Here is a 25,800-nt window from a genome sequence, read left to right as displayed (position 1 = left end):
CATGAAAAGCACCTATAAGAACCTCCGGCTACTGCTGGGGGATCAGCTCAATATGCAGCATTCCTGGTTTCGCCTTCAAGATCCCTCAACGCTGTATGTGCTGATGGAAATACGTACAGAAACCGATTACGTCTGGCACCATATACAAAAAGCCTGTGCCTTTTTTGCGGCAATGGAGGCTTTCGCTGAAGAGCTCCGTCACAAAGGCCATGATACACTTTATATCAAATTAGATGATCCTGATAACCTGCAAAGCTTTTCTGCAAACTGTGACGCACTGATTAAAAAGTATCATATTGAAAGTTTTGACTATCAGCTGCCCGATGAATACAGGCTTGATGAGGAGCTGAAAGCGTATTGCGGTCAGCTAAAGATCGAAACTCATGTCCATGATTCGGAACATTTTTATACCAGCAGGGATGAATTGGGAACATTTTTTCATGGCAAAAAGGGACTGCTCATGGAGAACTTCTACCGCGAAATGCGCAAAAAACATCATGTGCTGATGGATGGCAAAGAGCCCACAGGAGGCCAATGGAATTTTGATGAGGACAACCGCAAAAAACTGCCTAAGAACCATCATCCCTATCCGCCCTTGTTGTTCAGCAATAATGTACAACCACAATACGACCGTATCAGAAAAGCTGAAATCGAGACCATCGGCAGTATCGATGATCCCGGAGACTTTTTCTGGCCGGTAAACAGAAAACAATCACTCAAACTGCTCAAATATTTTACGGAAAATTGTCTCCAGCTCTTTGGTACTTTTCAGGATGCCATGCATACAGATGAATGGTCAGTGTATCACTCGCGTCTCTCTTTTAGCATGAATACAAAGATGATCTCTCCACAGGAGGTGGTAAACGCTGCCGTTAAAGCCTGGGAGCAGGACAAGAAGGCCATTGCGATCAACCAGCTGGAGGGATTTATCAGGCAGATTTTAGGCTGGCGCGAATATATGCGCGGAATTTACTGGCTGAAGATGCCGGAATTTGAAACACTGAATTATTTCGGCCACCAAAGGAAGCTGCCCGGCTGGTACTGGACAGGCAAAACAAAGATGAACTGCCTGCAACACAGTATTGGGCAATCATTGAAATACGCATATGCACATCACATCCAGCGACTGATGATCACCGGTAATTTTGCTTTACTGGCCGGTATCAAACCAGACGATGTCGACTTCTGGTACCTGGGGATCTATATTGACGCTATACAATGGGTAGAAATTACCAATACCAGAGGGATGAGCCAGTTTGCAGACGGAGGGATCACGGGATCTAAGCCCTATACTGCAAGTGCCAACTATATCCATAAGCAAAGCAATTACTGTGAAAACTGCCATTACAAGCGCACAGAAAGAACGGGCGACGAATCCTGCCCCTTTAATAGCCTGTACTGGGATTTCCATGACCGCCACCGGGATAAGCTGAGCAAGAACATCAGGCTGTCAATGGTGTACAGACTTTGGGATAAAATGCCGCGCGCCGACCGTGAAGCGGTATTGCTGCGCGCGAACTATTGCCTGGAGCACCTGGAAGAATTGTAACTAGCTCCTGATCTCGCGGCGCATAAAAAGGAAATACGACAAGGCAAAACATCCTACAGTTGCCCCAATCATTCCGCTGATCTGTGGCCACACCACCATGACACTTTCTGTAAATGGCAGTGGGGAAGGGATTGCACCCGACATTTGCTCCATCGTCATTGGCCCAATGCTGCGCACTGATGGCATCAGCATCGTTGTTGTCGCATCCATATATAACTGGTTTGGCGCAATACGCAGGAAATCCATGATGATTTCGTTGTAGGTCAGGATTTGATCCGGAGAAAGTGCCGCAGGATCAGGCAAAACAGACCTGATCACCAGGTTCACTACGATCTGATAAAATACTGTAAAAAACAGCCACAGACCTATTCCACTGAGTGCAGAAGTAGCTGCAGCCCTGAAAATGATGGAAAGCACTATAGCCAGACTGAGCCAAAAGGCGACATAAAATATGCTCAGTGCTACAAAGCCCAGAATCCTGAGCAGCTCCTGCGGTTCCATTCTTACCCCCGTCAGCAGCAGTCCCCCGCCAATCATAGAAAGCGCCAATGCCAGGAATAACACACTTACCAAAACAAGTGCACTCCCAAACTTGGCCAGCAGCACATTGTCCCTGTATACAGGCTGTGCAAGCAACCGCGTAAGCGTACCGCTGTTCTGCTCTGCATTGATGGCATCAAAGCCAAGACTGATACCCAGCAGTGGGGCCAGAAAACTCAGAAAAACATGAAAGGGTGGAATAGAGTTATCTGTGGTAGTCAGCAATTTAAGGTACAGAAAAATATGGTCGGGATCACGGGTATTGTCTGTCGCAGATTTGATATTGCTGAGCGACACGTACATTGATGCTACAAAAGTCAGCACGATCAGCGTAATCAGAACAATAAAGCGCCAGCTGCGGATATGATCTGCCATTTCCTTTCTCATCATGATGCTGAAAGGACTGGCGGCAGATGGTTTGGAATTTAGATTTTTCATTTACCCTTGTTCTCCTTCAAAATATTTGTGATAAATTTCGTCGAGCCCATAATCTTTCTGATGTACGCTCAAAACGTCATAATTCTCCTTTACAAAAAACCTGACCAGCTCAGCTGTAAGATCCTGGCTGCTGGTAAATTCTACTTCTTTTCCACGGATACTCATCTTCCTGAGCCCATCCCAGTGCATGAGTTCGTTCTGTAAGGGCCAGGGGTTCGGTATGTGTTGCCGTACCTGTACTGAGGTTACATAGCCCTCATGTCCAAACAACTCCTTAGACAGGCTTTCAATATTTCCTTCTGCCAGTAGTTTCCCCTTTACGAAGATGCCCACTCTATCGCAGATCTGCTGAACGTGATGCAGGTGATGGGAAGATAGCAAGACTGTAATTCCATGTTCCCTGCTCAGCGACCTGATCAGGCTGAGGAAGTCTTTCACACCGCTGGGATCGATGCCCAGTGTAGGTTCATCCAATATGATCACCTCAGGTTTTTTAATCAGTACTTCTGCCAATCCCAATCGCTGCTTCATACCACGGGAGTATACCCCTGTTTTCTTGTCTTTCTCTGCTGCCAGGCCTACTGTATCCAGCATTTCCAGGGCTCGCTTTCTGCCTTCAGCATCAGCAAGACCATTCAGCCCGGCAATATACATCAGGTTTTCCATCGCAGTCATCTGATCATAAAACCCAAGACTGTCGGGCATGTAGCCTACAATTTTCTTTACAGGGATAGGATTGGCTGCCGACAAATACCCGCCCACATGTACAGTCCCTCCACTGGGTTCCGTGAGACCCAGCATCATCAGAATAGTGGTCGTTTTACCCGCACCATTCGGCCCCAGCAGTCCAAAGATTTCACCTTTGTGTATATTGAGATTCAAGCCCTCAACGGCCCTGAATGAACCATAAGACTTACTTAAATCTTTGATCTGAATAATAGGATCTTCCATTTGCAGAATTTTTAAGATGCCTATCTTCTACCGTACTTGCGAATGAGATAGTATACCAGACCAATGGATACCAGGATCACCAGAATGCCTATCCAGCCGGAAAGCAAAGAGGTCTTCACAATCATTCTGAAAACTGCGGCTGAGTTCCCATTGGCGTTCGCCGCGGTAAAAGTAGCGGCATAATCACCTGCAATGGTTTTGTCGGGCACCTTTAGCCTGGCCTTCAGGTCCTGGCTTTTGCCGGGCTCCAGCCTGGCGATCTTCGGAGGCTCAAATGTCACTTCCCAGTTGGAAGGTAACTGTGAAGACAGATCGATATCATTTAAGGGAAGTGTCCCCGAGTTTTTTACGACCAGCTGGATATCGAGGTGACTCCCTGAACTGAGTTCCTCACTCAGCCTGCCGGTGGGTGTAGTCAGTGTTAATCCATAAGAGCCTTTCACCACAGCCTCCAGCTCCAGGACCAGCGTGTCGTTAGCTGAGGTGGCTTTTACCGGTATTTTATATTTGCCCGGATCAGCAGTTGCCGAAGCGTTAATTTCGACAGCGATATCCTGTGTTTTTCCCGCATCCATTGCCAGCGACGTAACCTGACTGCCATCCACTTTAAAGCTGATTATCCAGCCCGCCGGCAGTGCAGCTTTCAATTCAGTAATCTTTGACCTGGCATCGCCATTATGCAGGGTGACATTGTAGCGAAATACTTCATTCGTGGCAGCCTCAATGTTCATCAGCCTGGCTTTAAAACTGGAACTTCCTTTTGCAGGGGGCGACTGTGCTTTGAGGGTTACACCTGTAGCTAACAGACATAAAAAGAGGACGATAAACCTGCGCAGCGCGCTAAAACGATTGTTTTGTAGTTTTGTTAACATAATCCAACAACTAGAATAAATAGTTCCAAAAAATGTAATTTCTATTTGGTTTTAAAGAGTAGGCAAATCAAAAAAACAAAAGTTTTTTCTCAAAAAACTTTAACATTTTTTAACACTTTTTGGGGTATGCTTAAGCAAAAAGCGCCGGAGCAGCATTCCCAAAAAGAGTACAAAAAGACATTAGGCTGGTTAACATAATTATGCCTGAATAGAGAATTTTTCCAATATGTTTATTAACTTCAAAAACTATCTCTAACTATTCTAAAACACTGATGAAGTTCATTATACCCGCTATAATCTATTTTCTAATGCCTTGCTATGCTTTTTGTAACTATCAGCAGGACAGCTTACTGGAAGTATTAAAGAAGGAGGTACTGAAAATCAAAGAATATGATAAAGGGAAAATACAAAAGATAGAAAAACTAAGAACACAACTTCGCCATACATCTCCCAAAGATCTCGAGAAACAATATTCACTTTGTGATCAGCTCTACTGGGAATATAAAGATTATCTTTTTGACTCGGCCCACGTTTATACTAAAAGGCTCATTAACATCGCCCGGAGCCTTAATCATGTACCAAGGCAATATGAAAGCCAGATCAAATTAGGCTCTATACAGGTTTCATGCGGCATGTTTAAAGAAGCTTTTGATGGCATTGATCAGATGGATATCAAACTGATGCCTGATAGTGTAAAATTCCGCTACTATCAATTGAAAAGCCGGGCCTTCATACGTCTGTCCATGTACAATACCAACAAATTTTATTCTCCTGTACATCAGTCAGAATCAATGGTTGCACTGATCTGTGCGGTACAGCTTGCGCCGCCAAACTCTTTCGAAAGGCTTGCTCTGACAGCATCCTTGTATAATAACATGAACAAGGATCAGGAGGCCGCAGCATGCTACCGGAAACTGCTGGAAAACACATCCATCACTGAGCACCAGAGAGCAATTGCAGCACATAACCTGAGTAATCTCAGTGAGGGGGCAGAAAAACAAAGTTTAATCACCAAAGCTGCGATCTATGACATCCGGACCGCTACTAAAGAAACGCTCGCCCTATTCAGATTGGCAGAGATTCTGTTTAGGGATGGAAATATTGAAGACGCAGAATTTCTGCTGAAAGAAGCTTCAGAGCAGGCCTTGTTTTATGGCAACAAACTGCATAACGATGAAATCGTAACGGTGATGAGAGAGCTGGAGGCAGAAAAACTAATCCGTCTGGAAAGCAGTAAAAATCATACCCTGACTGTTCTCATTGTTATTCTGGCTTTTGGAATTACCGCTACAGGCATCACCTTTTTTGTCGTTTACAGGAAGCTGCAGGATGTGAAACGCAGGGAACAATTTGTGAACGAACAAAATCGCCAGCTGGATCACCTCAACAAAAAACTCTCTGAAGATGCAATCATTAAAGAGGAATATATCGGTTACTTTTTCCAGGTAGTAACAGGATATATCCAGAAGCTGGAGAAGATCAAAAGATCTTCAGAGCGCATGATCAGACTGGAAAGCTATAAAGAGCTTTCGGTGATTGCGAAAGATATAGATATTAAAAAAGAACGGACTTCACTGTTTCATACGTTTGATAATATCTTCCTTAAACTCTTCCCCAATTTTATCAGTTCCTTTAATTCCCTGCTTAAAGAAGAAGATCAGATTGTACCCAAGAAAAATGAAGTGCTCAATACAAGTCTCCGCATTTTTGCCCTCGTCAGACTGGGAATAAAGGACAGTCAGACCATCGCAAATATTCTCGAAAATACAATCAGTACCATCTATACATACAAGTTTCGGATTAAATCCAAAGCCATAGTTCAGAGTGATGAATTTGATAAGATGATCATGGAAATCAAATTTAATGACCAGGAAAAAGAGATGGCCGATCTGTAACGCTTTTAGCCCTTTTTACAGGGGTAACTTCCTGCTCAAACCTTCAGACCTGAAGCAATAAAGCCTTGAAAAGTTTCGATTTTTCAAGGCTTTATTGCTTATAATACATTGATATACAATATTTTAATCAAATACCGATTTCGATTTTTTAATCTGCAGGTGTTCAGCATACTAATCTGACCTTAACTATGTTCAACTTTGTGAACAAGGGTGTTTTCTCCCCATTACCTACCACCAACTATTTACTCTAACCATCATAAAACTTTCCATGAACAGATATTCGACATGAGCTAAAAAAGCATGCTTCCTGATAGTAGCTATCGGCAAGTAAACCGATTTAGTATCGGTTACAGATTAATATTCTTCTCTAACACTAATAATGATCTAACCAATCACATATGAAAATTATTCTACCCAAATTTACGGGCTTATCTGTAGTTGTTATGCTAAGTGCACCAGTGATGGTACTGGGAGCAGGCGGAGCAAAAGGGCTTCCTGCCGGTGCGCTGACAACTTTAGAAATTGCCAACTTTCAGGACATCATTACCGGTAAGGTAGTAGATGAGAAAGGTCTCCCATTACCGGGAGTAACTGTAAAAAACACGACAACTGGTAAATCAGTTCTCAGTGATTCAAATGGTGCATATCGTATCGAAGCATCTGCAAGTCATACCCTCAATTTCAGCTTTATTGGCTTTACTTCTGTATCTCAGAGTGCAGGGGTAGCCAACCGTACGATCAGGATGATTTCATCAAATAATAACCTGAGCGAAGTTACCGTCGTAAGTGTTGGTTACGGAACAAGAAATTCTAAAGAAGTATCCTCTGCAACAGCCCACGTAGGTCCTGAAGAGTTCAGATCCACGGGTGCACGTAACCCTATGGATCTGATACAGGGTAAAGTGGCAGGTCTGCAAGTTACCCGAAGCGGTACAAACCCTAACTCGGGCGTAAGTGTGCAGCTCCGTGGTGCCGTGAGTGTAACCGGGAGTGCTAATCCACTTTATGTAATTGATGGTATTCCGGGAGGTAACCTGGACCTTCTTCAACAGGATGACATCGAATCTATCGATGTTTTAAAGGATGGTTCCGGTGCGGCAATTTATGGTTCAACAGCCAATGCCGGTGTAATTATCGTGACTACCAAAAAAGGGAAAAAAGGAGAACCACAATTCAATTATTCGTCATACATCAGAAAAGAAGTGCTGAATCAGCGTTTACGCTTTCTCACACCAGATGAATTCCGTGGAAGAATTGCTTCAGGTGATATCAAACAGCAGGACTTTGGAAGCTCTACAGACTTCTATGCCGGACTGATCAACAAAGGTAATTTCTCACAGAACCACAGTCTTTCATTATCAGGCGGAGGTGACAAAACTACATATAGAGCCGGGATCAACTACCGTAATCTGGATGGTATTGCCGAACAGAATGGGCGCAAAGATTATACGATGCGTTTGAGTATAGGACAAACGGGCTTTAACGATCGCTTAAAAATGGCTGTGAACCTCGCTACTAATGTGAACAATGCAAATTTATTAGGCGGTGAGGGTTTTGAGAGTGAACTGACTAAAAATCCTACACTTTCAAACTTTAACCCTGATGGAAGCTATCGTTTCGATCTAACCAGCAGAAATGAACTTGCGCGTCTCAATCAGGAGACTAATTACAGGAAACAGCAAACGAGTTCCGGAGATGTAAAGGCAGATTTTACCATAATTGATGGACTTACCCTCTCTGCTTTTGCTTCAGCACTACGAGATAACCGTGTTGATGGGCAGTATGCCTTGAAAGCCAGCGAGAACTCTATGGAGGATACAAGCTTTCCCGGTGGTGGTTATGCACGAAGAGCTACTTTCCTATCACAGGATTATGCTTTTGAACCTACCATTCAGTATAATAAAATTATTGCCGAGAAACACAACTTCACCATCTTGGGTGGTTACAGTTACAGGTATCATATAGAAGAAGGTTTTAATGCCTCAAACAGGGGCTTTATCAATGATTTGTTCCGTGAAGATAACCTCGCACAGGGATCTGCCCTTGGCGTAGGTAAGGCAATTATGGAGAGCAATAAAAATGATAATACACTGGTGGCACTATTCGGAAGGCTAAACTATTCATTCAACAGTAAATATATTGCCACGGTGATTTTGCGCAGAGAAGGATCATCACGCTTCGGTAATAACAACAAATTTGGGTATTTTCCAGCAGCATCCGTTGCCTGGTTGATGTCTGAAGAACAGTTTATCAAAGACCTGAGCTTTGTCAACAGCTTAAAATTAAGAGTGGGATATGGTGAAACAGGTAATAGTGGGTTCGCAAACAATGCTTCACGTGTAACATTGGGCGGTGGTGGCCGTTATATTTATCCGGATGGTCAGTACCTGGAAACATATGGACCGACCCGAAATCCAAATCCAAACCTCAGATTTGAAAGAAAACGTGAAACCAATATTGGAGTTGATTTTACACTCTTCAGTAACAAACTTTCAGGATCAGTGGACCTATTCAAGCGTACGGTGAAAGACTTACTGGACACCTATACTTCTCCACAGCCGCCATTTGTACAAAGTACACTGTATACCAATGTTGGACAGATCTCTTCTAAAGGTATTGAACTTGCATTGAGTTATGCCGCAATAAAACGTCCTGATTTCAGCTGGGATATAACAGCGACTGCCAGCACCCTGCAGAATAAACTGGATAGTTACTCAAATGACGAATATAAAGTGCTCTACAAAACATTTGGACCAATACGTGGTGCGGGTGATCTAGGGGATTCTTATACCACCTATGAAGGCGGTAAAATTGGTGAATTCTGGGGCAAGCGTTTTGCTGGTTTTACACCGGATGGTAAATGGTTATTCTATAACCGCAATGGAGAGGCTGTTTCAAATGCACAGATCAATAACTCCAAGGACCGTAACCTGACCGATCTTGCTCCGATTGGTAACGCCATTCCAAAATATTATGCATCCCTGGGTAACAACTTCAGGTATAAAAACCTTACCATGAAGGTATTCCTGAGAGGTAAGTTTGACTATGACATCCTGAATGCCACAGCGCTTACATACGCCAACAAAACATGGAGCGGCAATCTTCTGGAAAGTACCTTCAACAAATACAGCCAGATCAATGATACTTACATGTATTCCGATTACTACCTGGAAAGCGGCACATTCGTAAAACTGGATGAGGTTACTTTTGGATATGATTTCAAAATCAAAAACAAGTATATCAACAGATTATCTGTTTATGTAACCGGACAAAACCTGGCTACCATCACTGGCTACAGCGGCAGTGATCCGGATTATATTGAGGATAACGGTCTGGGTGCAGACCCTAACAATACCGGCCGGGTGCTGGGTATTGATAGCCGCAGCTCTTACCCTGCCACCAGATCATATGTATTTGGCGTAAACATTGGATTTTAATTTAAGAGAGATGAAGAAAAGATATATCACCTACATAGGAATGTTTATCGTAATGCTAAGTTCAGCTTGCAAAAAGCAGCTTGAAGAAAATGCTTATGATCAATTGATTGCAGATAATTTTTACAACAACAAAACTGAAGTTTTATCGGCCGTTTTAAGGCCATACACTCACGCTAATGCCTGGGTAACACCGTCAGGACAAGATGGATGGTGGAGACCGGCAGAGCTTTCTGCAGATCAGCTTGCATGGCCAACAAAAGGACGCCATGGTGAGGACGGAGGTAAATGGAAGAGGTTACACTACCACACCTGGACGGTAGACGAAGGCGGATTAAACAATGCCTGGCGTTTAATGTACACGGGTGTCGGGTTTTGTAATGACCCGATTGAAAACATTGAAAAAAGAAGTTTAACACAAATGGGTCTTACCCAGGCAGAGAAGGATGCATTTGTAGCGGAACTTAAATTACTCCGTGCATTTCATTACCTGAAGCTGATGGATCTTTTCGGAAATATTCCTGTGGTAACGCAGGTGGGTATTCCGGCAAGACCTGAAACGATGGCGCGAAAAGATGTCTTCAACTTCATTGAAAAAGAGATCAAAGAAAACATCGACAAAGCACCAAAACTTTCCAAAGCGCAGCTCGGACGTATGTCGCAGGCAAGTGCCTATGCCATGTTAACGGAGCTTTACCTGAATGCAGAAATATGGACAGGTACAGCACGCTGGGATGACTGTATCGCTGCTGCCGACCAGTTAATTAACGGTGCAGGCGGAGCGCAAAATGGAAATATGGCCCTGGACCTGAACATCACAGACCAGTATAAAACTACCAATGACTTGTCAAAGGAAGTGATCTTTTCAATCGCCTACAACTTTAGCGTTGCCAACTTCCAGCCTTCATGGACAGGAGAATTCTACCACTTCAAACAGCAGGAAATCTACGGTGGTGGCCGCAATGGAAACAATGGTGTAGTAGTCGTACCGGGAAATTATACAAAATTTGAAAATACTGACCTTCGGAAAACTACCTGGTTAAGCATTGGCCCGCAGGTAAAATTTGTAGATGGGAAATCTCCGGTTTTAGCTTCTGAAGAATATAATGGACTTCAATTAACCTTTGTTGACAACATCCAGAAGAATAAAAATAACTCTACGCTGTCAAATATGAGCGAAGGTGAAGAGAACAGCGGTGTACGCTTTAACAAATACAAATTGGGAAATCAGTTTGCCGGCCCTGGGGGAGTTCCTGCAATTGATCCGCAGTATAACAATACTGACTGGAACGTGTACCGCCTAACCTGGATCTACTTCGCAAAAGCTGAAGCCTTGATGCGCAAAAACGGTGGTACGGCCACTGCCGATGCACTGGCGCTGATCAATACTTCAAAACAACGCGCTTATACTGCCGGAACTTATGTTCCTTACACTGCAGCTACGCTGACAATGGATGAGCTACTGACAGAACGCGGTCGCGAGTTTATCTTCGAAGGATTCAGAAGAGATGATATGATCCGCTTTGGTAAGTTCACTACAGGCACCTGGTGGGATCATACCGCATCAACAGCTACAAAAGCACTTTATCCAATACCACAGCAGCAAAGAGATTTAAATGTCAACCTGCAGCAAAACCCAGGTTATTAATTTTACAGGAGAGGCCTTTCCAAGGGTCTCTCCTTTTTTTATGATACGTTAATTGATATGAGAAAAAGAACCCGTTTATCGCTCCTGGCATGCTTAGGCCTGGCCCTTACAGGCACACAAATCCATGCCCAGGAAGTTATTAAAAAAGGAAAGTACACGCTTACTTATGAGAGCAATGATCAAACTTTTGATCCGGCACTCAAACAAAGGTTAATCGCCACATTTTTTGAAGTATATCCCAAACTGGCTAAAGAGTACAACCCAAATACCCTGAAAGAAGTAAAATTCTTTATTGACACCGCCTATAAGGGCGTTGCCGCTACTTCGAATGGCGTCATCGTTTACAGCCCTGTCTACATGAGTAAACATCCTGGCGACATAGATGTAGTTACCCACGAGGGAATGCATATTGTTCAGAATTACGGAAGAAGCGTAGGTCCGGGATGGCTTACAGAAGGTATCGCCGATTATGTACGATACAAATTTGGAATTGATAATGCCGGTGCCAAATGGACACTTCCTGAGTTGAAACCAGAGCATAGTTATAAAAACAGTTACCGCATCACTGCCAGGTTCTTTGTCTGGATGGAGAAAACGGTTAAACCAGGAATCATTAAAACGATAGACAAACAACTGCGCGACCATACTTATACTGCTGAAAGCTGGAACAAACTCACCGGAAAAAACCTGGATGAGCTTTGGGCGGCGTATGTGCAGAATCCTTCAATTAGTTAAACACATAACACACAATGAAAAAATTAGTACTGGCATGTTTGAGCATTGCTTTTTCCTCTGCTTTTGCCCAAACGGCAAAAACGATCAGCGATCCCGTTGAGTACGTTAATCCAATGATGGGCACAATGTCCAAGCCCAGCCTCTCCACAGGAAATACCTATCCTGCAATTGGCTTACCCTGGGGAATGAACATCTGGACACCCCAGACAGGAAAAATGGGCGACGGATGGGCTTATACCTATGACGCTGATAAGATCCGTGGTTTTAAACAAACGCATCAGCCTTCGCCATGGATGAATGATTACGGGGCATTCAGTATCATGCCTGTCACCAAATCTCTGAAGTTTAAAGATGATGAACGTGCCAGCTGGTTTAGCCATAATGCCGAAATCTCCAAACCATACTATTACAGCGTTTATCTGGCAGATGCCGATGTAACAACAGAAATTACACCTACAGAACGCGCTGCACAGTTTAGGTTTACGTTCCCTCAGACAGACAGCGCATTTGTAGTGGTAGACGCGCAAAACAAAGGTTCTTATATCAAGATCATTCCAAATGAGCGCAAGATTATCGGTTATACCACCAAGTATGCCAGAGGTCCGCTTCCTAAAAACTTCAAAAACTATTTCGTCATCACTTTCAATAAGGACTTTGTGCTCACAAAGACATTTGAAGGTGCTGCACTGAACAACCAGCTGGAGCTCACCAGTGATCATAGTGGTGCCGTAATCGGGTTCAAAACAGCCAAAGGTGAAAAGGTAGTTGCTAAGGCAGCCTCATCTTTTATCAGTTTTGAGCAGGCAGAACTCAACCTGCAAAGAGAACTCGCAGGCGATTCTTTTGATGCTACAAAAGCCAAAGGTAAAGCGATCTGGAACAAAACCTTAAGCAAAATCTCCGTAGAAGGTGGCACTACAGATCAACTCAGAACTTTTTACTCCTGCCTCTACAGAACATTGTTTTTCCCTAACAAACTCTACGAGCTTGACAAGGATAACAAAATCGTTCACTGGAGCCCTTACAACGGAAAAATACTGCCGGGATACATGTTCGCAGGCACAGGCTTCTGGGATACCTTCAGGGCCTTGTATCCATTCCTGAACCTGGCTTATCCTTCCATCAATAAGGAAATGCAGGAAGGACTGATCAATGATTATAAAGAAGGCGGCTGGCTGCCTGAATGGAGCAGTCCGGGTTATGCCAATATCATGGTTGGAAATAACTCCGCTTCGGTAGTTTCCGATGCGTATATCAAAGGCCTGCGTGGCTATGATATCAATACCCTCTGGGAGGCGCTTAAACACGGTGCGAACAATGAAGGCCCGATGGAAGCTGTCGGACGTGACGGGGTAAAGTATTACAATGAACTGGGTTACGTTCCTTTTGATGTAAAAGTAAGGGAAAATGCAGCCAAAACATTGGAATATGCTTATGACGACTTCACGATCTACCAGTTAGGTAAGGCTTTGGGCAAACCAGCTTCAGAGACTGATATCTACAAAAAAAGGGCAATGAACTATAAAAACCTGTTCGACCCGGCATCAGGTCTGATGCGCGGAAAGAATGAAAATGGTACTTTCCAAACACCATTTAAACCATTTTTATGGGGCGGTGCCTTTACTGAAGGTAACAGCTGGCACTATACCTGGTCGGTATTCCACGATGTGGACGGACTGGCAAAGCTGATGGGCGGATCTCAGAAGTTTGTACAGAAACTGGATTCTGTATTCTCTATGCCTCCGATATTCGACGAACAAAACTACCGCAGTGTCATCCATGAGATCCGCGAAATGCAGATCGCCAATATGGGTCAGTATGCGCATGGTAACCAGCCTATCCAGCATATGATCTACCTGTACAATTATGGTGGTGCGCCCTATAAAACGCAGTACTGGGTTAGAGAGACCATGAACAGGATGTACAAAGCTATCCCGAACGGCTATTGTGGCGATGAGGATAACGGACAGACTTCGGCATGGTATATTTTCTCGGCCATGGGCTTCTATCCTGTAACGCCGGGTGTAGACCAGTATGTGCTTGGTGCTCCATTATTCAAAAAGGTGACGATCTCACTTGATAATGGTAAAAAAGTGGTCATCAATGCTCCGGCTAACAGCGATGATAACCGTTATGTGCAGTCGCTGCAGATCAATGGCAAAGACTATTCTAAAAACTGGATCAGCCATAGCGGATTGCAGAACGGGGCTGTGTTGAACTTTAAGATGTCAGCAACGCCAAACAAAGCAAGAGGTGCAGAACCTTCCGCATATCCATATTCATTATCTATAAACGACAAATAACCTGTCGCAAAAATTTTTGGTGTCGTAGTTGTGGCCAATAGTTGTAAAAGACTATTGGCTTTTTTTATCATTATTACAAAGAGATCTCCAGTCCATCGGATAAGTTTTCGGTACTTCCTGCCAGCTTTTGGTCTACCCACACACAGAGTTTGCTTTGGTCTCCCGGCTCATCCGGCATCCAGTCCTTTTTCCAGATGATATCAATGTCGTGACCGTGGTATCTGATGTTGCCCAGGTAAAAGTGATCCCATTTGTTTTGGGGCAACAGCGGTTTGATGCTAAACTGGTTGTTATGCATCGATTTGAAACCCAGCAGGTCTTCGATAATGATATCAGGGAAGGTAGAATGAAAGTAGTCAGATTCTCCCCCAAAGTTCTTCCCATTGCTGGGGATATACCATTCGCCAATATTTGGCTGCTCACCATGCATCTTTGCCAGCTTATCAATGTAATCATACAGCAGTTCTTTCTCTGCTGCGCTGCTTGTCTTTTTATAATCCCGCAGATAGTTCGCATATCCTTTGTAGACGATGGAGTTTTCAAATGGCCATCCGCGTCCGTTCCAGGCATAGGCCTGCTCATTGTAATAGGGATGCTGCTGCTCTGCCGTGGTCATGCCGGAGGTATGATAAAAACCTTTGCGGGATGATAACATCTCCCATGACTTGCTGTAGTTTTTATATTCTCCTGCAGGGATCATATCAAAATACCACGGTGTATAACCTACAGATTCCCTCACTCTGGCTTCATAATCCTGGATGCCATATTCATTATCCCCGGCACTATAGGTATTAAAAAAATTGTCCTGTTTGTTCCAGAGCAGTTTCAATGTCTTTTGTTGTATCGCTGTCGCCTTTGTTTGATACGCCTGTGCTTTATTGGGGTTATCAAGTTTATATAGATTGGCCAGTGATTGCAGGTTTCCGAAGGCATAGCTGTTGATCGACGGCCTTACCAGGTAAAAGTCCGGATATCCCTTGCGGAAAGCTTTCGGAAAGTCTTTAGCTTGTTGCGATTTCGCGGCATTGTCGGTCGTTTCCCAGCCCAGGTAGTTTTTTCTCCAGCTGTCCTTGGTATACAGGCTATATGCTCCTTTGCTCTCAATCAGCCCCAGCACGGCCGACAAACTAAATTCCATCCCGTCGTACAGGTCGAGGATTTTATACATGCCCTGTGTTTTTGCAGCTGGGTTTTTTACGGTAAATAAGCTGTCCCACACTTGCTGATGTTTCTCCATCGCTGGCAGCATCTCATGGAGCCACTGTTGATCAGGATGTACTTTTAGAAATGCTTCGACACCGTTTACCATCCAGCTTGAAAAGTGGTGACTTTCCGGGCGACTGAGGTAGGTCAAAAAGTTCCCATTCTCCCGCTGGTTTAACCTGGATGCTGAACCACGCATGAAATAATCTGCGTATGACTTCAGGTATTTATCGTCTCTGAGCCAGCGCACATCATAAAACTGCTGACCAGCGGGACAAGTGATCGCTCCACTCAGCGAAGCCCAGGGTTTTACACCAAAAAATTCCGTTACTACCCAATAGTTCTTTTTATCCTGCGGATCGTAGTATTCTTTCAGGTGCTTGCTGATCATCCACCAGCGGTAGTTATACACTTTGTTGATCATGCTGTCAGAACTGGAAAACAAAGGAGCGTTTTCCAGCAGAAATGCCTTGTTATTGGATGAGTTATAGGGTCCGTCAGAAGCCGGACGATTTTTATAGCTGTTAAATTCATCAACCTGCGCTCCCAGCTGTGTGCCTGCATCAGCTTTTACCTTTTTAAGTTCAGCATCATATACTGACGATTTCGTACCCGCACAGGAATTGAGAAGTGATACGATTGTTATGATGGAAAAGCCTTTGATAATTTTTTTCATAATTATTGCCCTCTTAATTTATACCTGGTGCATTTCAATAATTAAAAAGCAAGATATCAATTTCTGGGCTGTCTTTTTTAAATAGTGAAAACCATAGTAAAAGGAGGAAGTTATAACTATACCTAGAAAAACATATCATGAATGAGAACAACAAAATGAGCAGAAGATCAGCTCTCAGCGGTCTGAGTCTGGCAGTGGCGACAGTTGCAGCCGCACCGATTTTAGGCAGAGCGTCTACAACTGAAGGAACTTTTTACGGACCTACAGATTTACAGGACCCTACGACCAAATACCCTGGTCCCCCGTTTATACATCAAAACCAGCCATGGCCTGCACTGGCAAATAAAATGGACCCTAAGCCAGACCATGGTGAACAGAGCTACAAAGGTTCCGGTCGGCTGCAGGGCAGAAAAGCATTGATCACCGGCGGTGACTCCGGAATGGGCCGTGCTGCTGCTATTGCCTATGCAAGGGAGGGTGCCGACGTGGCTATCAACTACCTGCCCCAGGAGGAATCTGATGCCAAAGAGGTGGTAGAACTGATTAAAAAAGCAGGGCGGAAGGCTGTTGCCATACCGGGCGATTTGAGGGATGAAAGCTTCTGTCAGAAACTGGTACAGCAAGCGGTGAAAGAACTTGGCGGACTGGACATCGTCATCAGTAATGCTGCCCGCCAGCAGTCTAATGCCTCGGTTCTTGATATCACCAGCGAGCAGTTTGACTGGACCATGAAAACTAATATCTACGCGCCATTTTGGATTATCAAAGCAGCATTACCACACCTGAAACCAGGCTCTTCAATTATTGGCACTACATCCGTTCAGGCAACAGATCCATCGCCTGATCTGTATGATTATGCGCAAACCAAAGCCGCTACAACGAATTTCGTGAAGTCTTTGGCGAAACAACTCGGACCAAAAGGAATCAGGGTGAACGGTGTGGCACCAGGCCCCATCTGGACACCTCTTCAAATGGGCGGAGGCTCAACACCGGAAAAACTCAAAGAATTTGGTAAAATGACACCTCTGGGAAGACCAGGTCAACCAGCAGAACTCGCCTCTATCTATGTTCAGCTTGCTGCTAACGACGCCAGTTATTCTACAGGACAGATTTATGGTGCAGCAGGTGGAAGCGGTCAGCCTTAATTTTTGATTAGCAATTCAAGGATTTGTGTACATTTATAATTAAAGTTATACTGTCACCAATTTTTGTCACCGAGACGCACCACCGTTATGCCCTTATCTGAAAAAACGCTGTCCTTTTTCTCAGTTCTGAAAGAATCCTTAAGTGGTCGGGAAGTAGATCTGACTTCGATCAGTATCAAGCGGGCAATCGTCCTGCTGGCGATTCCTATGATGCTGGAAATGGCCATGGAGTCTGTTTTTGCACTGGTAGACCTTTATTTTGTGGGTCACCTGGAAAATAGCAGGGTGGCTATTCAGACTGTGGGACTGACAGAATCGGTGCTTACAGTAATCTATTCGCTGGCAATTGGCTTAAGTATGGCTGCTACAGCTGTCGTTGCCCGGCGCATTGGTGAAAAAGATCCTGCAGCCGCAGCAAAGGCCGGAATGCAAACGATTATTATCGCTTTGGTGATCAATATCGTGATCAGTATTGCGGGCTTTCTGCATGCCAGGGATATCCTGCTGCTGATGGGCGCGTCCACAGAAACGGCCGATCATGGAACTGATTTTGTACGCATCATGATGAGCGGAAGCATCATCATCGTCCTGTTGTTTTTAATCAACGGAATCTTCAGGGGCGCCGGCAATGCTGCCATAGCCATGCGCAGCTTGTGGATAGCGAACATCGCCAATATCATTTTGTGCCCGATCTTTATCCGCGGACTGGGGCCAATACCCGCCTTTGGCTTAACAGGTGCAGCAATAGCCACCACCATTGGGCGCAGCCTGGGTGTAGGTTATCAGATTTACTGTTTGTTTAATGGCAGGAACATTTTAAAGATCCATCTCAAATATTTTATCCCTGAATGGGAACAGATCAAAGCAATCGCAAAAATTGCAGCGCCCGGAATCTTACAGTTTGTGATTGCAAGCTGCAGCTGGATTTTCCTGGCGGAGCTGGTGGCTACTACAGGTGGAGATACAGGTTCTGCAGGATACCAAACCTCGCTGCGGCTCATGATGTTCTTCCTGCTGCCAGTATGGGGCTTAAGTAATGCTGCGGCAACATTGGTTGGCCAGAATTTAGGCGCCGGTCATGTAGACAGAGCTGAGCAGTCGGTTTATCAAACAATAAAATACGCAGTGGTATTCTTAGCTGTGGTAAGTGTCTTATTCTTAACCTGCGGACAGTTATTTGCTTCATTTTTTACAGAGGACCAGGGGGTGAAGGAAGTTGCGTCGCTCTCTTTGAAGATCTTAAGCTTTGGCTTTATCATCTACGGGATGGGGATGGTGCTGACGAGTGCCTTTAACGGTGCCGGGGATACCTCTACACCCACTAAAATCAACCTGTTTACGTTCTGGGTGTTTCAGATACCTTTTGCCTACCTGTTAGCCAAATATTTTGAAATGGGACCCAAGGGTGTTTTTATTTCCATTCCCACCGCAGAGATTGGCCTTGCTATCGCTGCGTATATTCTATTTAAAAGAGGAAAATGGAAAAAGACACAGGTGTAAATCAGAAAGCTATGAATACACAAAAGCTCAGTAGTACCTAACTACTGAGCTTTATGGTAATCGGAGAGTTACCATCTTTATTAATCTTCAGGTTTCTCCCTTGGATCTGCCATTCTCACAATCCTTGGCTCAAACTTCGCGAGTACCTCAACGAGATCACCTTGCGCAGCCATTACAGCATGGATATCCTTATAAGCCATTGGCGCTTCATCCATATCGCTCCCCATGAGGGTAATACGCTTGTCGATCAGGTTAGCGGCAATCGCAGCCTTATCCAATGTCTTAAAAGCTGCACTCCGGCTCATTAACCGTCCCGCACCATGACTCGCAGAGTTAATGCTGGTCATGTCACCTTTTCCACGCACCACAAAGCCCGGCGTACTCATTGATCCCGGAATGATCCCCAGGACACCTTCACCGGCCGGTGTTGCTCCTTTCCTATGGACCATCACATCAGTTCCATCCGCAAGTTTCTCCTTCCAGGCAAAGTTGTGGTGGTTCTCAATTCTCGTAATCGGGTTTAACCCCAGAGCTTTTGCAATTTTATTGTGTATCTCATGGTGGTTTGCACTCGCATATTCACCAGCAAGATTCATGGCGATCCAGTATTCCTGTCCTTCCTCTTTATCCAAATCCAGCCATGCCAGGTGCCTGGCTTCATGAGGCAGCTTTGTTTTGGTCATCGCGACCTTGCTGTAATGATCTGCAATAGCCCCACCAAATCCCCTGGAACCGGAGTGCGACAACAAGGCGAGGTACCTTCCGGCAGGAATACCCTCCAATGCGCCATCGGCAATGGTCAGTTCACCCCATTCCACAAAGTGATTCCCTGTACCGCTGGTTCCCAACTGCGCATAGGCTTTGTTTTTAAGCGAGCGTATCACCTTAGTTTCGTCCCATGTGCTGCTATCAAATAAGGAGCTATCGAAATATGATTGGGTTTTACAGCCCATACCGAAGTAAGTATTGTCCACCAGGATGTTTTTCAACTTCCCGGCTTCAGTATCCACAGATTCTGCAGGAAGATCGAATATACTCAGGCACATACGGCAGGCAATATCCACACCTACAGCAAAAGGAATAATCGTATTCGCCGTGGTAGCCAGGACACCGCCAATTGGCAAGCCATATCCCTGGTGTGCATCAGGCATAAGGGCGCCCGCAACAGCAATAGGCAATTGTATTGCTGTTCTCATCTGTGCAAGTGCGCCCACCTCAATGTGCTCTAATCCCCATACCGGGAAATCTGCTATATCTTCTTTCAACTTAAAGTTGCTGCGCTCCTGTTTGATAAACTTACCTTCCTTGCGCATACTGATAACGCTTTCAGCAAGGTTCTTAAACTTCCCGCCTTTTTTCAGAGCGTAAGGCATCGGATCGTCAATCAACGCTTCCAGATTAGCCAGGATCTCGGGCTTTGCCATTACGCCATGTTTAAGTAAGCCATTCGCCACGCGACTAAAACTTACCAATACTTCCAGATCGTTGATACCTAAGGTGCTCAACTCGCCATTGCTGATCTTTTCTTTTTCCATGATCGTTGTTATTTAATGATACAAAGGAATATAGCTCCTGCGCAGTCTATTTGCGCAGTGAAAAATAATTCATAAATTCATAAAAATATTTGCAGATGCCAGTAAACCGAAATGCCCTGATACGCTACCGAACCATCGACCAATGTCTCCGGAACCGCTTTAAGAAATGGACATTGGACGATCTGATGGAGGCTTGCGGAGATGCGCTGTATGAGTACCAGGGTATTAATACGGGGGTTAGCCGCAGAACTGTTCAGGCCGACCTGGAAATGATGAGGAGCAATAAACTAGGGTACGAAGCGCCAATAGTGGTTGTTGATAAAAAGTACTACACGTACGCAGATAAAGATTACAGCATCACCAACAGTCCGCTCAACCATCAGGATATGCAGGTATTGACGGAGGTTTCTGACTTGTTAAAGCAGTTTAAAGGTCTGAGCCACTTTACTGACCTCAACGAGATGGTGAGTAAACTGGAGGACAAAATCTACACGCAGAAAACGCATAATACTCCGGTAGTAGATTTCGAGAAAAACGATAGCCTGAAGGGTCTGGAGTGGATTGAAGTGATACGTAAAGCTATAGTGGCTAAGAAAACGATCTGTATCACTTATCAATCTTTTAAAGCCAGACAAGCGAGTACGTTCTGCTTCAGCGGATACCTGCTCAAAGAATACCGCAACCGCTGGTTTATTCTTGGCTTGCAACATGGGAGGAGTCCAAAGATCCTGAACCTGGCGCTGGACAGGATACAAACTATCGAAGAACATGATGAGGGTTACAGGGAGAATAGAACACTTGACCTTGCTACTTATTACGACAACTGTATCGGCGTAACAAAATCTCCGGGACAAAAGAGTGCTGAAGTGGTATTCTGGGTAGATCATGATAATGCGCCCTATGTGATCACAAAGCCGATTCATCATACTCAAAAGCTGTTAAAGACAGAGGCTGACGGCAAAATCTTTAGCATTAACGTGATCTTGAATTTTGAGCTGGAGAGGGAACTATTGGGTTTTGGGGCGAAAATGAGGGTATTAGGGCCAAAGATTTTAGTGAAACAGATCAGGGCCCACCTGAATAAGTCGCTGGAAAGATATACTGTTAACGTTATGAAAAGTAGCATAGAATACGGGAATCCGTAATCAATAAACGTTGATAAAGTTCAATTTTGCGATGGCGGTTTATTTTATCAAATTCATTCCGGAGCCGCTGATATTATGAAAAAAATTAGCGCTTTCCTCATCATCTCAGTTCTGATAAATATAGTGTTGTTTACTTTCAGCGTCCGGTTAGTCAACGGAATGGGTGGACTAGCATATTTTAAATCACGCGCTAAGAAGAAAATGCAAAAATCTTATCAGAATGCTTTTTCTTACAGGCAGAAGGTCAGTATATTCAATAACCTCCCTCACAGGTCAAATGAGATTATTTTTATAGGGGACAGCAATATTCAGTATGGTGAATGGAGTGACTTGCTTGAAAACAACCAAATCCGGAATAGAGGTATCTCAGGGGATGATATTGAAGGCGTTACAGCCAGATTAAATGATGTGTTATCAGACAACCCCAAAAAGATATTCTTAATGGTGGGTATCAATGACCTTATTAACAAGCATGATGATGAACGTAATGTAGTATCCGGTTATGAGAATTTAGTTAAGCAGATCAGCTTAAAATCTCCCGGCACACAGTTATATGTTCATAGCTTACTGCCAACACATAGCCAGGAGCCCGGTATAAATAAGCAGATTGATTATATCAATGGTAGGCTGAAGCAAATATCAAAAGATAACAATGTAACCTATATAGATCTTTACAGTTCTTTTCAAGATGCTAATGGTAATCTGAGTGATCAGTACTCATTTGATGGAATTCATCTCAATGGAGTAGGATATGGCGTCTGGAAAGAACATATTGAGAAATTTGTGAAACGCTGATTTTCTTAATGTTTTTGGCAGGCATAAGAAGATCTTTACCTGACTCTTAAATCATTTTGAAAAATGGCTGGCCCTGCATGGCACTGGGTTTGGTTAAGTATGAGTTCGTATAAGGTTCGAGATTTCCCTGGCTTTAACCTATCTTTTCCCTAGCTTTCCCCTAGCCTTTCTATACCCCCCCGATAGTTTTGAGCTGGATAAAAGATGGGCCAAGGCGGAGCTAAACTTAGAGGAATCTCGAACGGTACCTTAACTCAACTCGGACTATGTCCGAACGGAGTTGTCATGAAGTGTTTTTTAATAGTTTTCTGATTATTACTGAAGTTATTACACATGTAATCAACAGATTGACTATTAATTTATGCATCTTTATTAAATGAAGATCTTGAATATCTTAAGTCTGCTCATTTTTTCTTCTTTCATTTCAACCGGTCAGGTAACCAGTTTTAGCATTGACGACTCAAAATTGAATAAACCATTAGCTGATACTTTAGAAGCTATTTATAAATCGGATCAATCGACGAGAATGGCATACATTCAAGCCAAACAGCAGAATAAAGATTCCAATATCATCGATAGTCTCGCCTGTGTGATGAAAAAAACAGATCAGCAAAACCTGACAACAATAAATGCAATTATCAAAATGTATGGTTGGCTAAGTCCTCAAAAAGTTGGTCTTAATGCAGCACAAGGCTTATTTTTAGTGATACAGCATGCCGACCTGAAAACACAGGAAGATTTTTTACCAATGATCAGAGAAGCTGAAAAAAAGGGCGAGATCTTGTCGAGTAACCTGGCAATTCTTGAAGATAGGATTTGTATGCGAAAAGGGAAAAAGCAAATCTATGGAAGTCAGGGATTTACTGATAAGGAAACTGGGGAAAAGTATATCTATCCTATCAATGACATTGATGGTCTTGAAACAAGACGTAAAGCGATGGGCATGCCGCCAATGCAGGATTACGTGAGTGGATGGAATGTTGAAGCATACAAAAAAGAACTACAGAATATTGAAGAAATAGTGAAGAAACAAGATATCAGATAAAAATTTGAGAGCAAGTGCTTTACCCTTATAACTATAGCTGACCTTAAAAAATCGATTTTTTAAGGTTAGCTCATTTTTTAACCTCAAAATAATACTGCAAAATTAGGTTCACCTTAAAATACCATTCATTTTGAGGCGAGTTGATTTTGACCTCGGCGTTAAGATTTGGATCACTGTGCTTATCCAATGCTACAAATTTTTCCGATTATACTTGGGTAAAACTGGCTTAGTTACAAATTTTTCATACTATAACGGCTAAAATCACAAATTTTTCAGATTATAACTTAATGACGCCTCAAGGTATATGCTGATGGAAGTAGCTATTTTAAGAGTGTATTGATCTTTTTTAAATGTGAACACATTCTTCAAACTTTTCTCATAGCATTGGATTAGCTCAAAATTTAAATAATATTTGATGCTTTGGCAAAAAAAAGCTCACCCTAAGCGCGCTGTTCTGTGGGAAGCGGGGTAAGCATGTTTACACAAAGTTGAACAAAATAAATACATTCAAAAAATTAACTTAATGTTTTTCATCCAGATTTACATTATCTTTCAGGAGTTCGCAAGTTGAAAGGCGGGCGACATAATTTCCTGCTCAGCCCTGGAAATGCCGATATCCTTTGCTACAACTCTCCATTCTTTAACCGCCGAAATTACTTGTTCAATAATTTTTTCCATCTGGGCATCCTGAAGTTGAAAATAAGGACCAACACTCCTAGCAAGATCCAGATCTAAAGCATTATTATGCGAATCGACATTAATTGCAAGACCAGCTTTATCTGTCGATGGATTGAGGTCATAAGCAGGAGAAAGTCTCCATCCATCAGTGTTCAGAAGGAACCCATGATTTCTAAGATGATCGTCAGTATTTGATATTGTCATATTAAATATTATTCGTCGCCATAACTGGTGAAGATCTGCCTCAATATTTTTACCTCCCGAATACTGAAGGAATTCTGCTATATCTAGATAGCTTGGCGTTGAATCTCGGATCAGGTCTTCATTATTTCCGGTCATAGTCATTGCAGATGCAAAATGTATCCTTTCATCTCCAGAACGATCAAATCTTCTGGACAAAAATGTATGATACGGTCCATGTACTTTAATGAGTTCACAAGATGGAAGAGTAAGGCCTGCCTTTAGGCCTAAACGATAAGCTAAGTATTCCCATGCGGCCTTGTCTGTAGTATCATTTTTTGATGGGAATTTTGCTATACATAGATTGCCATTCGTATCCACTATATTGGCTTTCGGCCGTGCACCGCCTAATGAAGATCCAGGGGCAATTAGCATGTGCATCCATTTGTCTGCATATTTACCATCCTCATCCATTTCATATGCCCTGACACTTTCTTGTAATGCTCGTATATGTGCTATTGGTGGAGCAGGAGTATCACGATCATCATCGAGAAACGGGCCATCAGGATCTAATTTGAAACGGAGAGCTCCCATTCTTGTGACATCATGAACTCCAAGCAAATAATCAAGTTCATATAAAGAGGGCACTGGTTGCTTTATCTCTAATGCTTTCTGAGCAGCCCTTCGTTGCATAAGCCGTCTTCCCCAGGTATCCGGCATAGAATCCATAAATACACCAAAGTTGTCTTTACCACTTATATATTGTTGACCCGTCACCCAATTAATATCCGGATCTAACACGAATCTGTCTTTGGTGCCCAACCAATCTCTATCGTAGGAAAAACTAAAAACCTTACTGCCTTTGCTCTGTTGGGCAGATAAAATCCCTATACATTCCGGCACTACCATTCCCTGCCAGTGTGCGTAGATCCAGATGTCCGTTTTGTTTACTGCCATTATGATAACAGATTAAGATCCTGTAATTTCCTGCCCAGTTCATCATCAACACCTAGCTTAAGAAAATCTTCATGTAGGTTAAGTGCCCTTAACACATTAAAATAAGCTCCCATTGATACACTGGGATCACCACGCTCAATTTTGCGAAGTGTTAACCGCTCTATTGCCGCACGTTCAGCAAGCTGAATTGCCGTGATGTTGCGTCGTTTCCTGGCTAATTTAATATTCTCACCAAGCTGGTCCCAAATCTTCTGGTATTTGGGAAAGACAACTACCTGCTTTGATTTCATAATGGATATTATTATATCCAAATATAGCAAAAATGGATATAATAATATCCTTTTTTGTAGCAATGCAAACATAAAATTAAAGAACCTTTAAGTAAGGGTGTGTAATATAAAAAATGGTTAGCTTTAAAAAATAGATAACGAATAAGCTTGCCTCATAACTTTTATTAAACGGCTAGAATTTTGTTATAATAGACTTTAGCTGTCCTCATTGCTCAATTGATTGATTCCCCTTACCAATTCAACATAATATTTGAAAATAGATGTCGACTTTGATTATAATATGGTT

Annotated in this window: 18 protein-coding genes; 11 read left to right on the top strand and 7 right to left on the bottom strand. The window is 43.4% G+C overall.

Features of this window, described 5'->3' with window-relative positions:
- Position 1: 1 nt before the first annotated feature.
- Positions 2-1,549, top strand: a complete 1,548-nt coding sequence (locus OQY15_RS05740; RefSeq protein ID WP_265788854.1) for a cryptochrome/photolyase family protein — start codon at positions 2-4, stop codon at positions 1,547-1,549.
- Here the strand turns inward: OQY15_RS05740 and OQY15_RS05735 are convergent, their stop codons facing one another.
- Genes OQY15_RS05735 through OQY15_RS05725 form a run of 3 tightly spaced genes read right to left on the bottom strand, consistent with a single transcriptional unit; the run spans position 1,550 to position 4,350 of the window.
- On the bottom strand, positions 1,550-2,527 hold the full coding sequence (locus OQY15_RS05735) for an ABC transporter permease subunit (protein WP_265788852.1): 978 nt from the start codon (positions 2,525-2,527) through the stop codon (positions 1,550-1,552). It abuts the gene before it with no gap.
- A complete protein-coding gene (locus OQY15_RS05730) occupies positions 2,528-3,478 on the bottom strand; it encodes an ABC transporter ATP-binding protein (protein ID WP_265788850.1) in 951 nt (316 codons plus the stop codon).
- 20 nt (positions 3,479-3,498) lie between these two features.
- Entirely contained in the window at positions 3,499-4,350 is an 852-nt protein-coding gene (locus OQY15_RS05725) for an NEW3 domain-containing protein (protein WP_265788848.1), read from the bottom strand.
- Positions 4,351-4,658: 308 nt separating this feature from the next.
- Between OQY15_RS05725 and OQY15_RS05720 the strand changes: the two genes are divergently transcribed.
- The 5 genes from OQY15_RS05720 (at position 4,659) to OQY15_RS05700 (ending at position 14,365) form a co-directional block, all read left to right on the top strand.
- Complete coding sequence (locus OQY15_RS05720; protein WP_265788846.1) at positions 4,659-6,245, top strand: DUF6377 domain-containing protein; 1,587 nt, start codon at positions 4,659-4,661, stop codon at positions 6,243-6,245.
- A 398-nt stretch (positions 6,246-6,643) separates the two neighbouring features.
- Complete coding sequence (locus OQY15_RS05715) at positions 6,644-9,682, top strand: SusC/RagA family TonB-linked outer membrane protein (RefSeq protein WP_265788843.1); 3,039 nt, start codon at positions 6,644-6,646, stop codon at positions 9,680-9,682.
- 10 nt (positions 9,683-9,692) lie between these two features.
- Positions 9,693-11,327 carry a RagB/SusD family nutrient uptake outer membrane protein gene (locus OQY15_RS05710; RefSeq protein ID WP_265788841.1) on the top strand — a complete coding sequence of 545 codons (1,635 nt, stop codon included), beginning with the start codon at positions 9,693-9,695 and terminating at the stop codon, positions 11,325-11,327.
- Between the two features lie 57 nt (positions 11,328-11,384).
- Positions 11,385-12,062 (top strand): basic secretory protein-like protein, encoded by a 678-nt coding sequence (locus OQY15_RS05705; RefSeq protein WP_265788839.1) that lies wholly within the window; start codon positions 11,385-11,387, stop codon positions 12,060-12,062.
- Between the two features lie 14 nt (positions 12,063-12,076).
- Positions 12,077-14,365, top strand: coding sequence for a GH92 family glycosyl hydrolase (locus tag OQY15_RS05700; RefSeq protein WP_265788837.1), 2,289 nt, complete (start codon positions 12,077-12,079; stop codon positions 14,363-14,365).
- A 73-nt stretch (positions 14,366-14,438) separates the two neighbouring features.
- On the opposite strand, the gene OQY15_RS05695 is transcribed toward OQY15_RS05700, so the two are convergent.
- Positions 14,439-16,244: a glycosyl hydrolase family 65 protein gene (locus OQY15_RS05695; RefSeq protein WP_265788835.1), complete on the bottom strand. Its 1,806-nt coding sequence runs from the start codon at positions 16,242-16,244 to the stop codon at positions 14,439-14,441.
- A gap of 137 nt (positions 16,245-16,381) precedes the next feature.
- On the opposite strand from OQY15_RS05695, the gene OQY15_RS05690 reads away from it, so the two are divergent.
- Together OQY15_RS05690 and OQY15_RS05685 are read left to right on the top strand one after the other, a co-directional pair.
- The gene (locus OQY15_RS05690) at positions 16,382-17,389 is read left to right on the top strand and encodes an SDR family oxidoreductase (protein ID WP_265788833.1); all 1,008 of its coding nucleotides are present in this window, start codon (positions 16,382-16,384) and stop codon (positions 17,387-17,389) included.
- Between the two features lie 87 nt (positions 17,390-17,476).
- Positions 17,477-18,889 carry an MATE family efflux transporter gene (locus OQY15_RS05685; protein WP_265788831.1) on the top strand — a complete coding sequence of 471 codons (1,413 nt, stop codon included), beginning with the start codon at positions 17,477-17,479 and terminating at the stop codon, positions 18,887-18,889.
- 80 nt (positions 18,890-18,969) lie between these two features.
- On the opposite strand, the gene OQY15_RS05680 is transcribed toward OQY15_RS05685, so the two are convergent.
- Complete coding sequence (locus tag OQY15_RS05680; RefSeq protein WP_265788829.1) at positions 18,970-20,424, bottom strand: RtcB family protein; 1,455 nt, start codon at positions 20,422-20,424, stop codon at positions 18,970-18,972.
- A gap of 95 nt (positions 20,425-20,519) precedes the next feature.
- On the opposite strand from OQY15_RS05680, the gene OQY15_RS05675 reads away from it, so the two are divergent.
- The 3 genes from OQY15_RS05675 (at position 20,520) to OQY15_RS05665 (ending at position 23,409) form a co-directional block, all read left to right on the top strand.
- Complete coding sequence (locus OQY15_RS05675; RefSeq protein WP_265788827.1) at positions 20,520-21,569, top strand: WYL domain-containing protein; 1,050 nt, start codon at positions 20,520-20,522, stop codon at positions 21,567-21,569.
- Between the two features lie 75 nt (positions 21,570-21,644).
- Positions 21,645-22,364 (top strand): GDSL-type esterase/lipase family protein, encoded by a 720-nt coding sequence (locus OQY15_RS05670; RefSeq protein ID WP_265788825.1) that lies wholly within the window; start codon positions 21,645-21,647, stop codon positions 22,362-22,364.
- 376 nt (positions 22,365-22,740) lie between these two features.
- Complete coding sequence (locus OQY15_RS05665; RefSeq protein WP_322973295.1) at positions 22,741-23,409, top strand: DUF6624 domain-containing protein; 669 nt, start codon at positions 22,741-22,743, stop codon at positions 23,407-23,409.
- Positions 23,410-23,961: 552 nt separating this feature from the next.
- On the opposite strand, the gene OQY15_RS05660 is transcribed toward OQY15_RS05665, so the two are convergent.
- Complete coding sequence (locus OQY15_RS05660; protein ID WP_265788821.1) at positions 23,962-25,224, bottom strand: HipA domain-containing protein; 1,263 nt, start codon at positions 25,222-25,224, stop codon at positions 23,962-23,964.
- A complete protein-coding gene (locus tag OQY15_RS05655) occupies positions 25,224-25,514 on the bottom strand; it encodes a helix-turn-helix transcriptional regulator (RefSeq protein ID WP_265788819.1) in 291 nt (96 codons plus the stop codon). Before OQY15_RS05655 ends, OQY15_RS05660 begins: the two co-directional genes overlap by 1 nt.
- Between the last annotated feature and the right edge of the window lie 286 nt (positions 25,515-25,800).

This window comes from Pedobacter sp. MC2016-15, from assembly GCF_026239695.1.
Lineage (GTDB): Bacteria > Bacteroidota > Bacteroidia > Sphingobacteriales > Sphingobacteriaceae > Pedobacter.
Note: the sequence above shows the minus strand (reverse complement) of the source record. Positions and strands in the feature narration are given on the sequence as shown.

What these genes read in the sequence shown, in the direction of transcription:
- OQY15_RS05740 (WP_265788854.1), top strand. Translation starts at nt 2, where the DNA reads ATGAAAAGCACCTATAAGAACCTCCGGCTACTGCTGGGGGATCAGCTC.
- OQY15_RS05735 (WP_265788852.1), bottom strand. Translation starts at nt 2,527, where the DNA reads ATGAAAAATCTAAATTCCAAACCATCTGCCGCCAGTCCTTTCAGCATC.
- OQY15_RS05730 (WP_265788850.1), bottom strand. Translation starts at nt 3,478, where the DNA reads ATGGAAGATCCTATTATTCAGATCAAAGATTTAAGTAAGTCTTATGGT.
- OQY15_RS05725 (WP_265788848.1), bottom strand. Translation starts at nt 4,350, where the DNA reads ATGTTAACAAAACTACAAAACAATCGTTTTAGCGCGCTGCGCAGGTTT.
- OQY15_RS05720 (WP_265788846.1), top strand. Translation starts at nt 4,659, where the DNA reads ATGCCTTGCTATGCTTTTTGTAACTATCAGCAGGACAGCTTACTGGAA.
- OQY15_RS05715 (WP_265788843.1), top strand. Translation starts at nt 6,644, where the DNA reads ATGAAAATTATTCTACCCAAATTTACGGGCTTATCTGTAGTTGTTATG.
- OQY15_RS05710 (WP_265788841.1), top strand. Translation starts at nt 9,693, where the DNA reads ATGAAGAAAAGATATATCACCTACATAGGAATGTTTATCGTAATGCTA.
- OQY15_RS05705 (WP_265788839.1), top strand. Translation starts at nt 11,385, where the DNA reads ATGAGAAAAAGAACCCGTTTATCGCTCCTGGCATGCTTAGGCCTGGCC.
- OQY15_RS05700 (WP_265788837.1), top strand. Translation starts at nt 12,077, where the DNA reads ATGAAAAAATTAGTACTGGCATGTTTGAGCATTGCTTTTTCCTCTGCT.
- OQY15_RS05695 (WP_265788835.1), bottom strand. Translation starts at nt 16,244, where the DNA reads ATGAAAAAAATTATCAAAGGCTTTTCCATCATAACAATCGTATCACTT.
- OQY15_RS05690 (WP_265788833.1), top strand. Translation starts at nt 16,382, where the DNA reads ATGAATGAGAACAACAAAATGAGCAGAAGATCAGCTCTCAGCGGTCTG.
- OQY15_RS05685 (WP_265788831.1), top strand. Translation starts at nt 17,477, where the DNA reads ATGCCCTTATCTGAAAAAACGCTGTCCTTTTTCTCAGTTCTGAAAGAA.
- OQY15_RS05680 (WP_265788829.1), bottom strand. Translation starts at nt 20,424, where the DNA reads ATGGAAAAAGAAAAGATCAGCAATGGCGAGTTGAGCACCTTAGGTATC.
- OQY15_RS05675 (WP_265788827.1), top strand. Translation starts at nt 20,520, where the DNA reads ATGCCAGTAAACCGAAATGCCCTGATACGCTACCGAACCATCGACCAA.
- OQY15_RS05670 (WP_265788825.1), top strand. Translation starts at nt 21,645, where the DNA reads ATGAAAAAAATTAGCGCTTTCCTCATCATCTCAGTTCTGATAAATATA.
- OQY15_RS05665 (WP_322973295.1), top strand. Translation starts at nt 22,741, where the DNA reads ATGAAGATCTTGAATATCTTAAGTCTGCTCATTTTTTCTTCTTTCATT.
- OQY15_RS05660 (WP_265788821.1), bottom strand. Translation starts at nt 25,224, where the DNA reads ATGGCAGTAAACAAAACGGACATCTGGATCTACGCACACTGGCAGGGA.
- OQY15_RS05655 (WP_265788819.1), bottom strand. Translation starts at nt 25,514, where the DNA reads ATGAAATCAAAGCAGGTAGTTGTCTTTCCCAAATACCAGAAGATTTGG.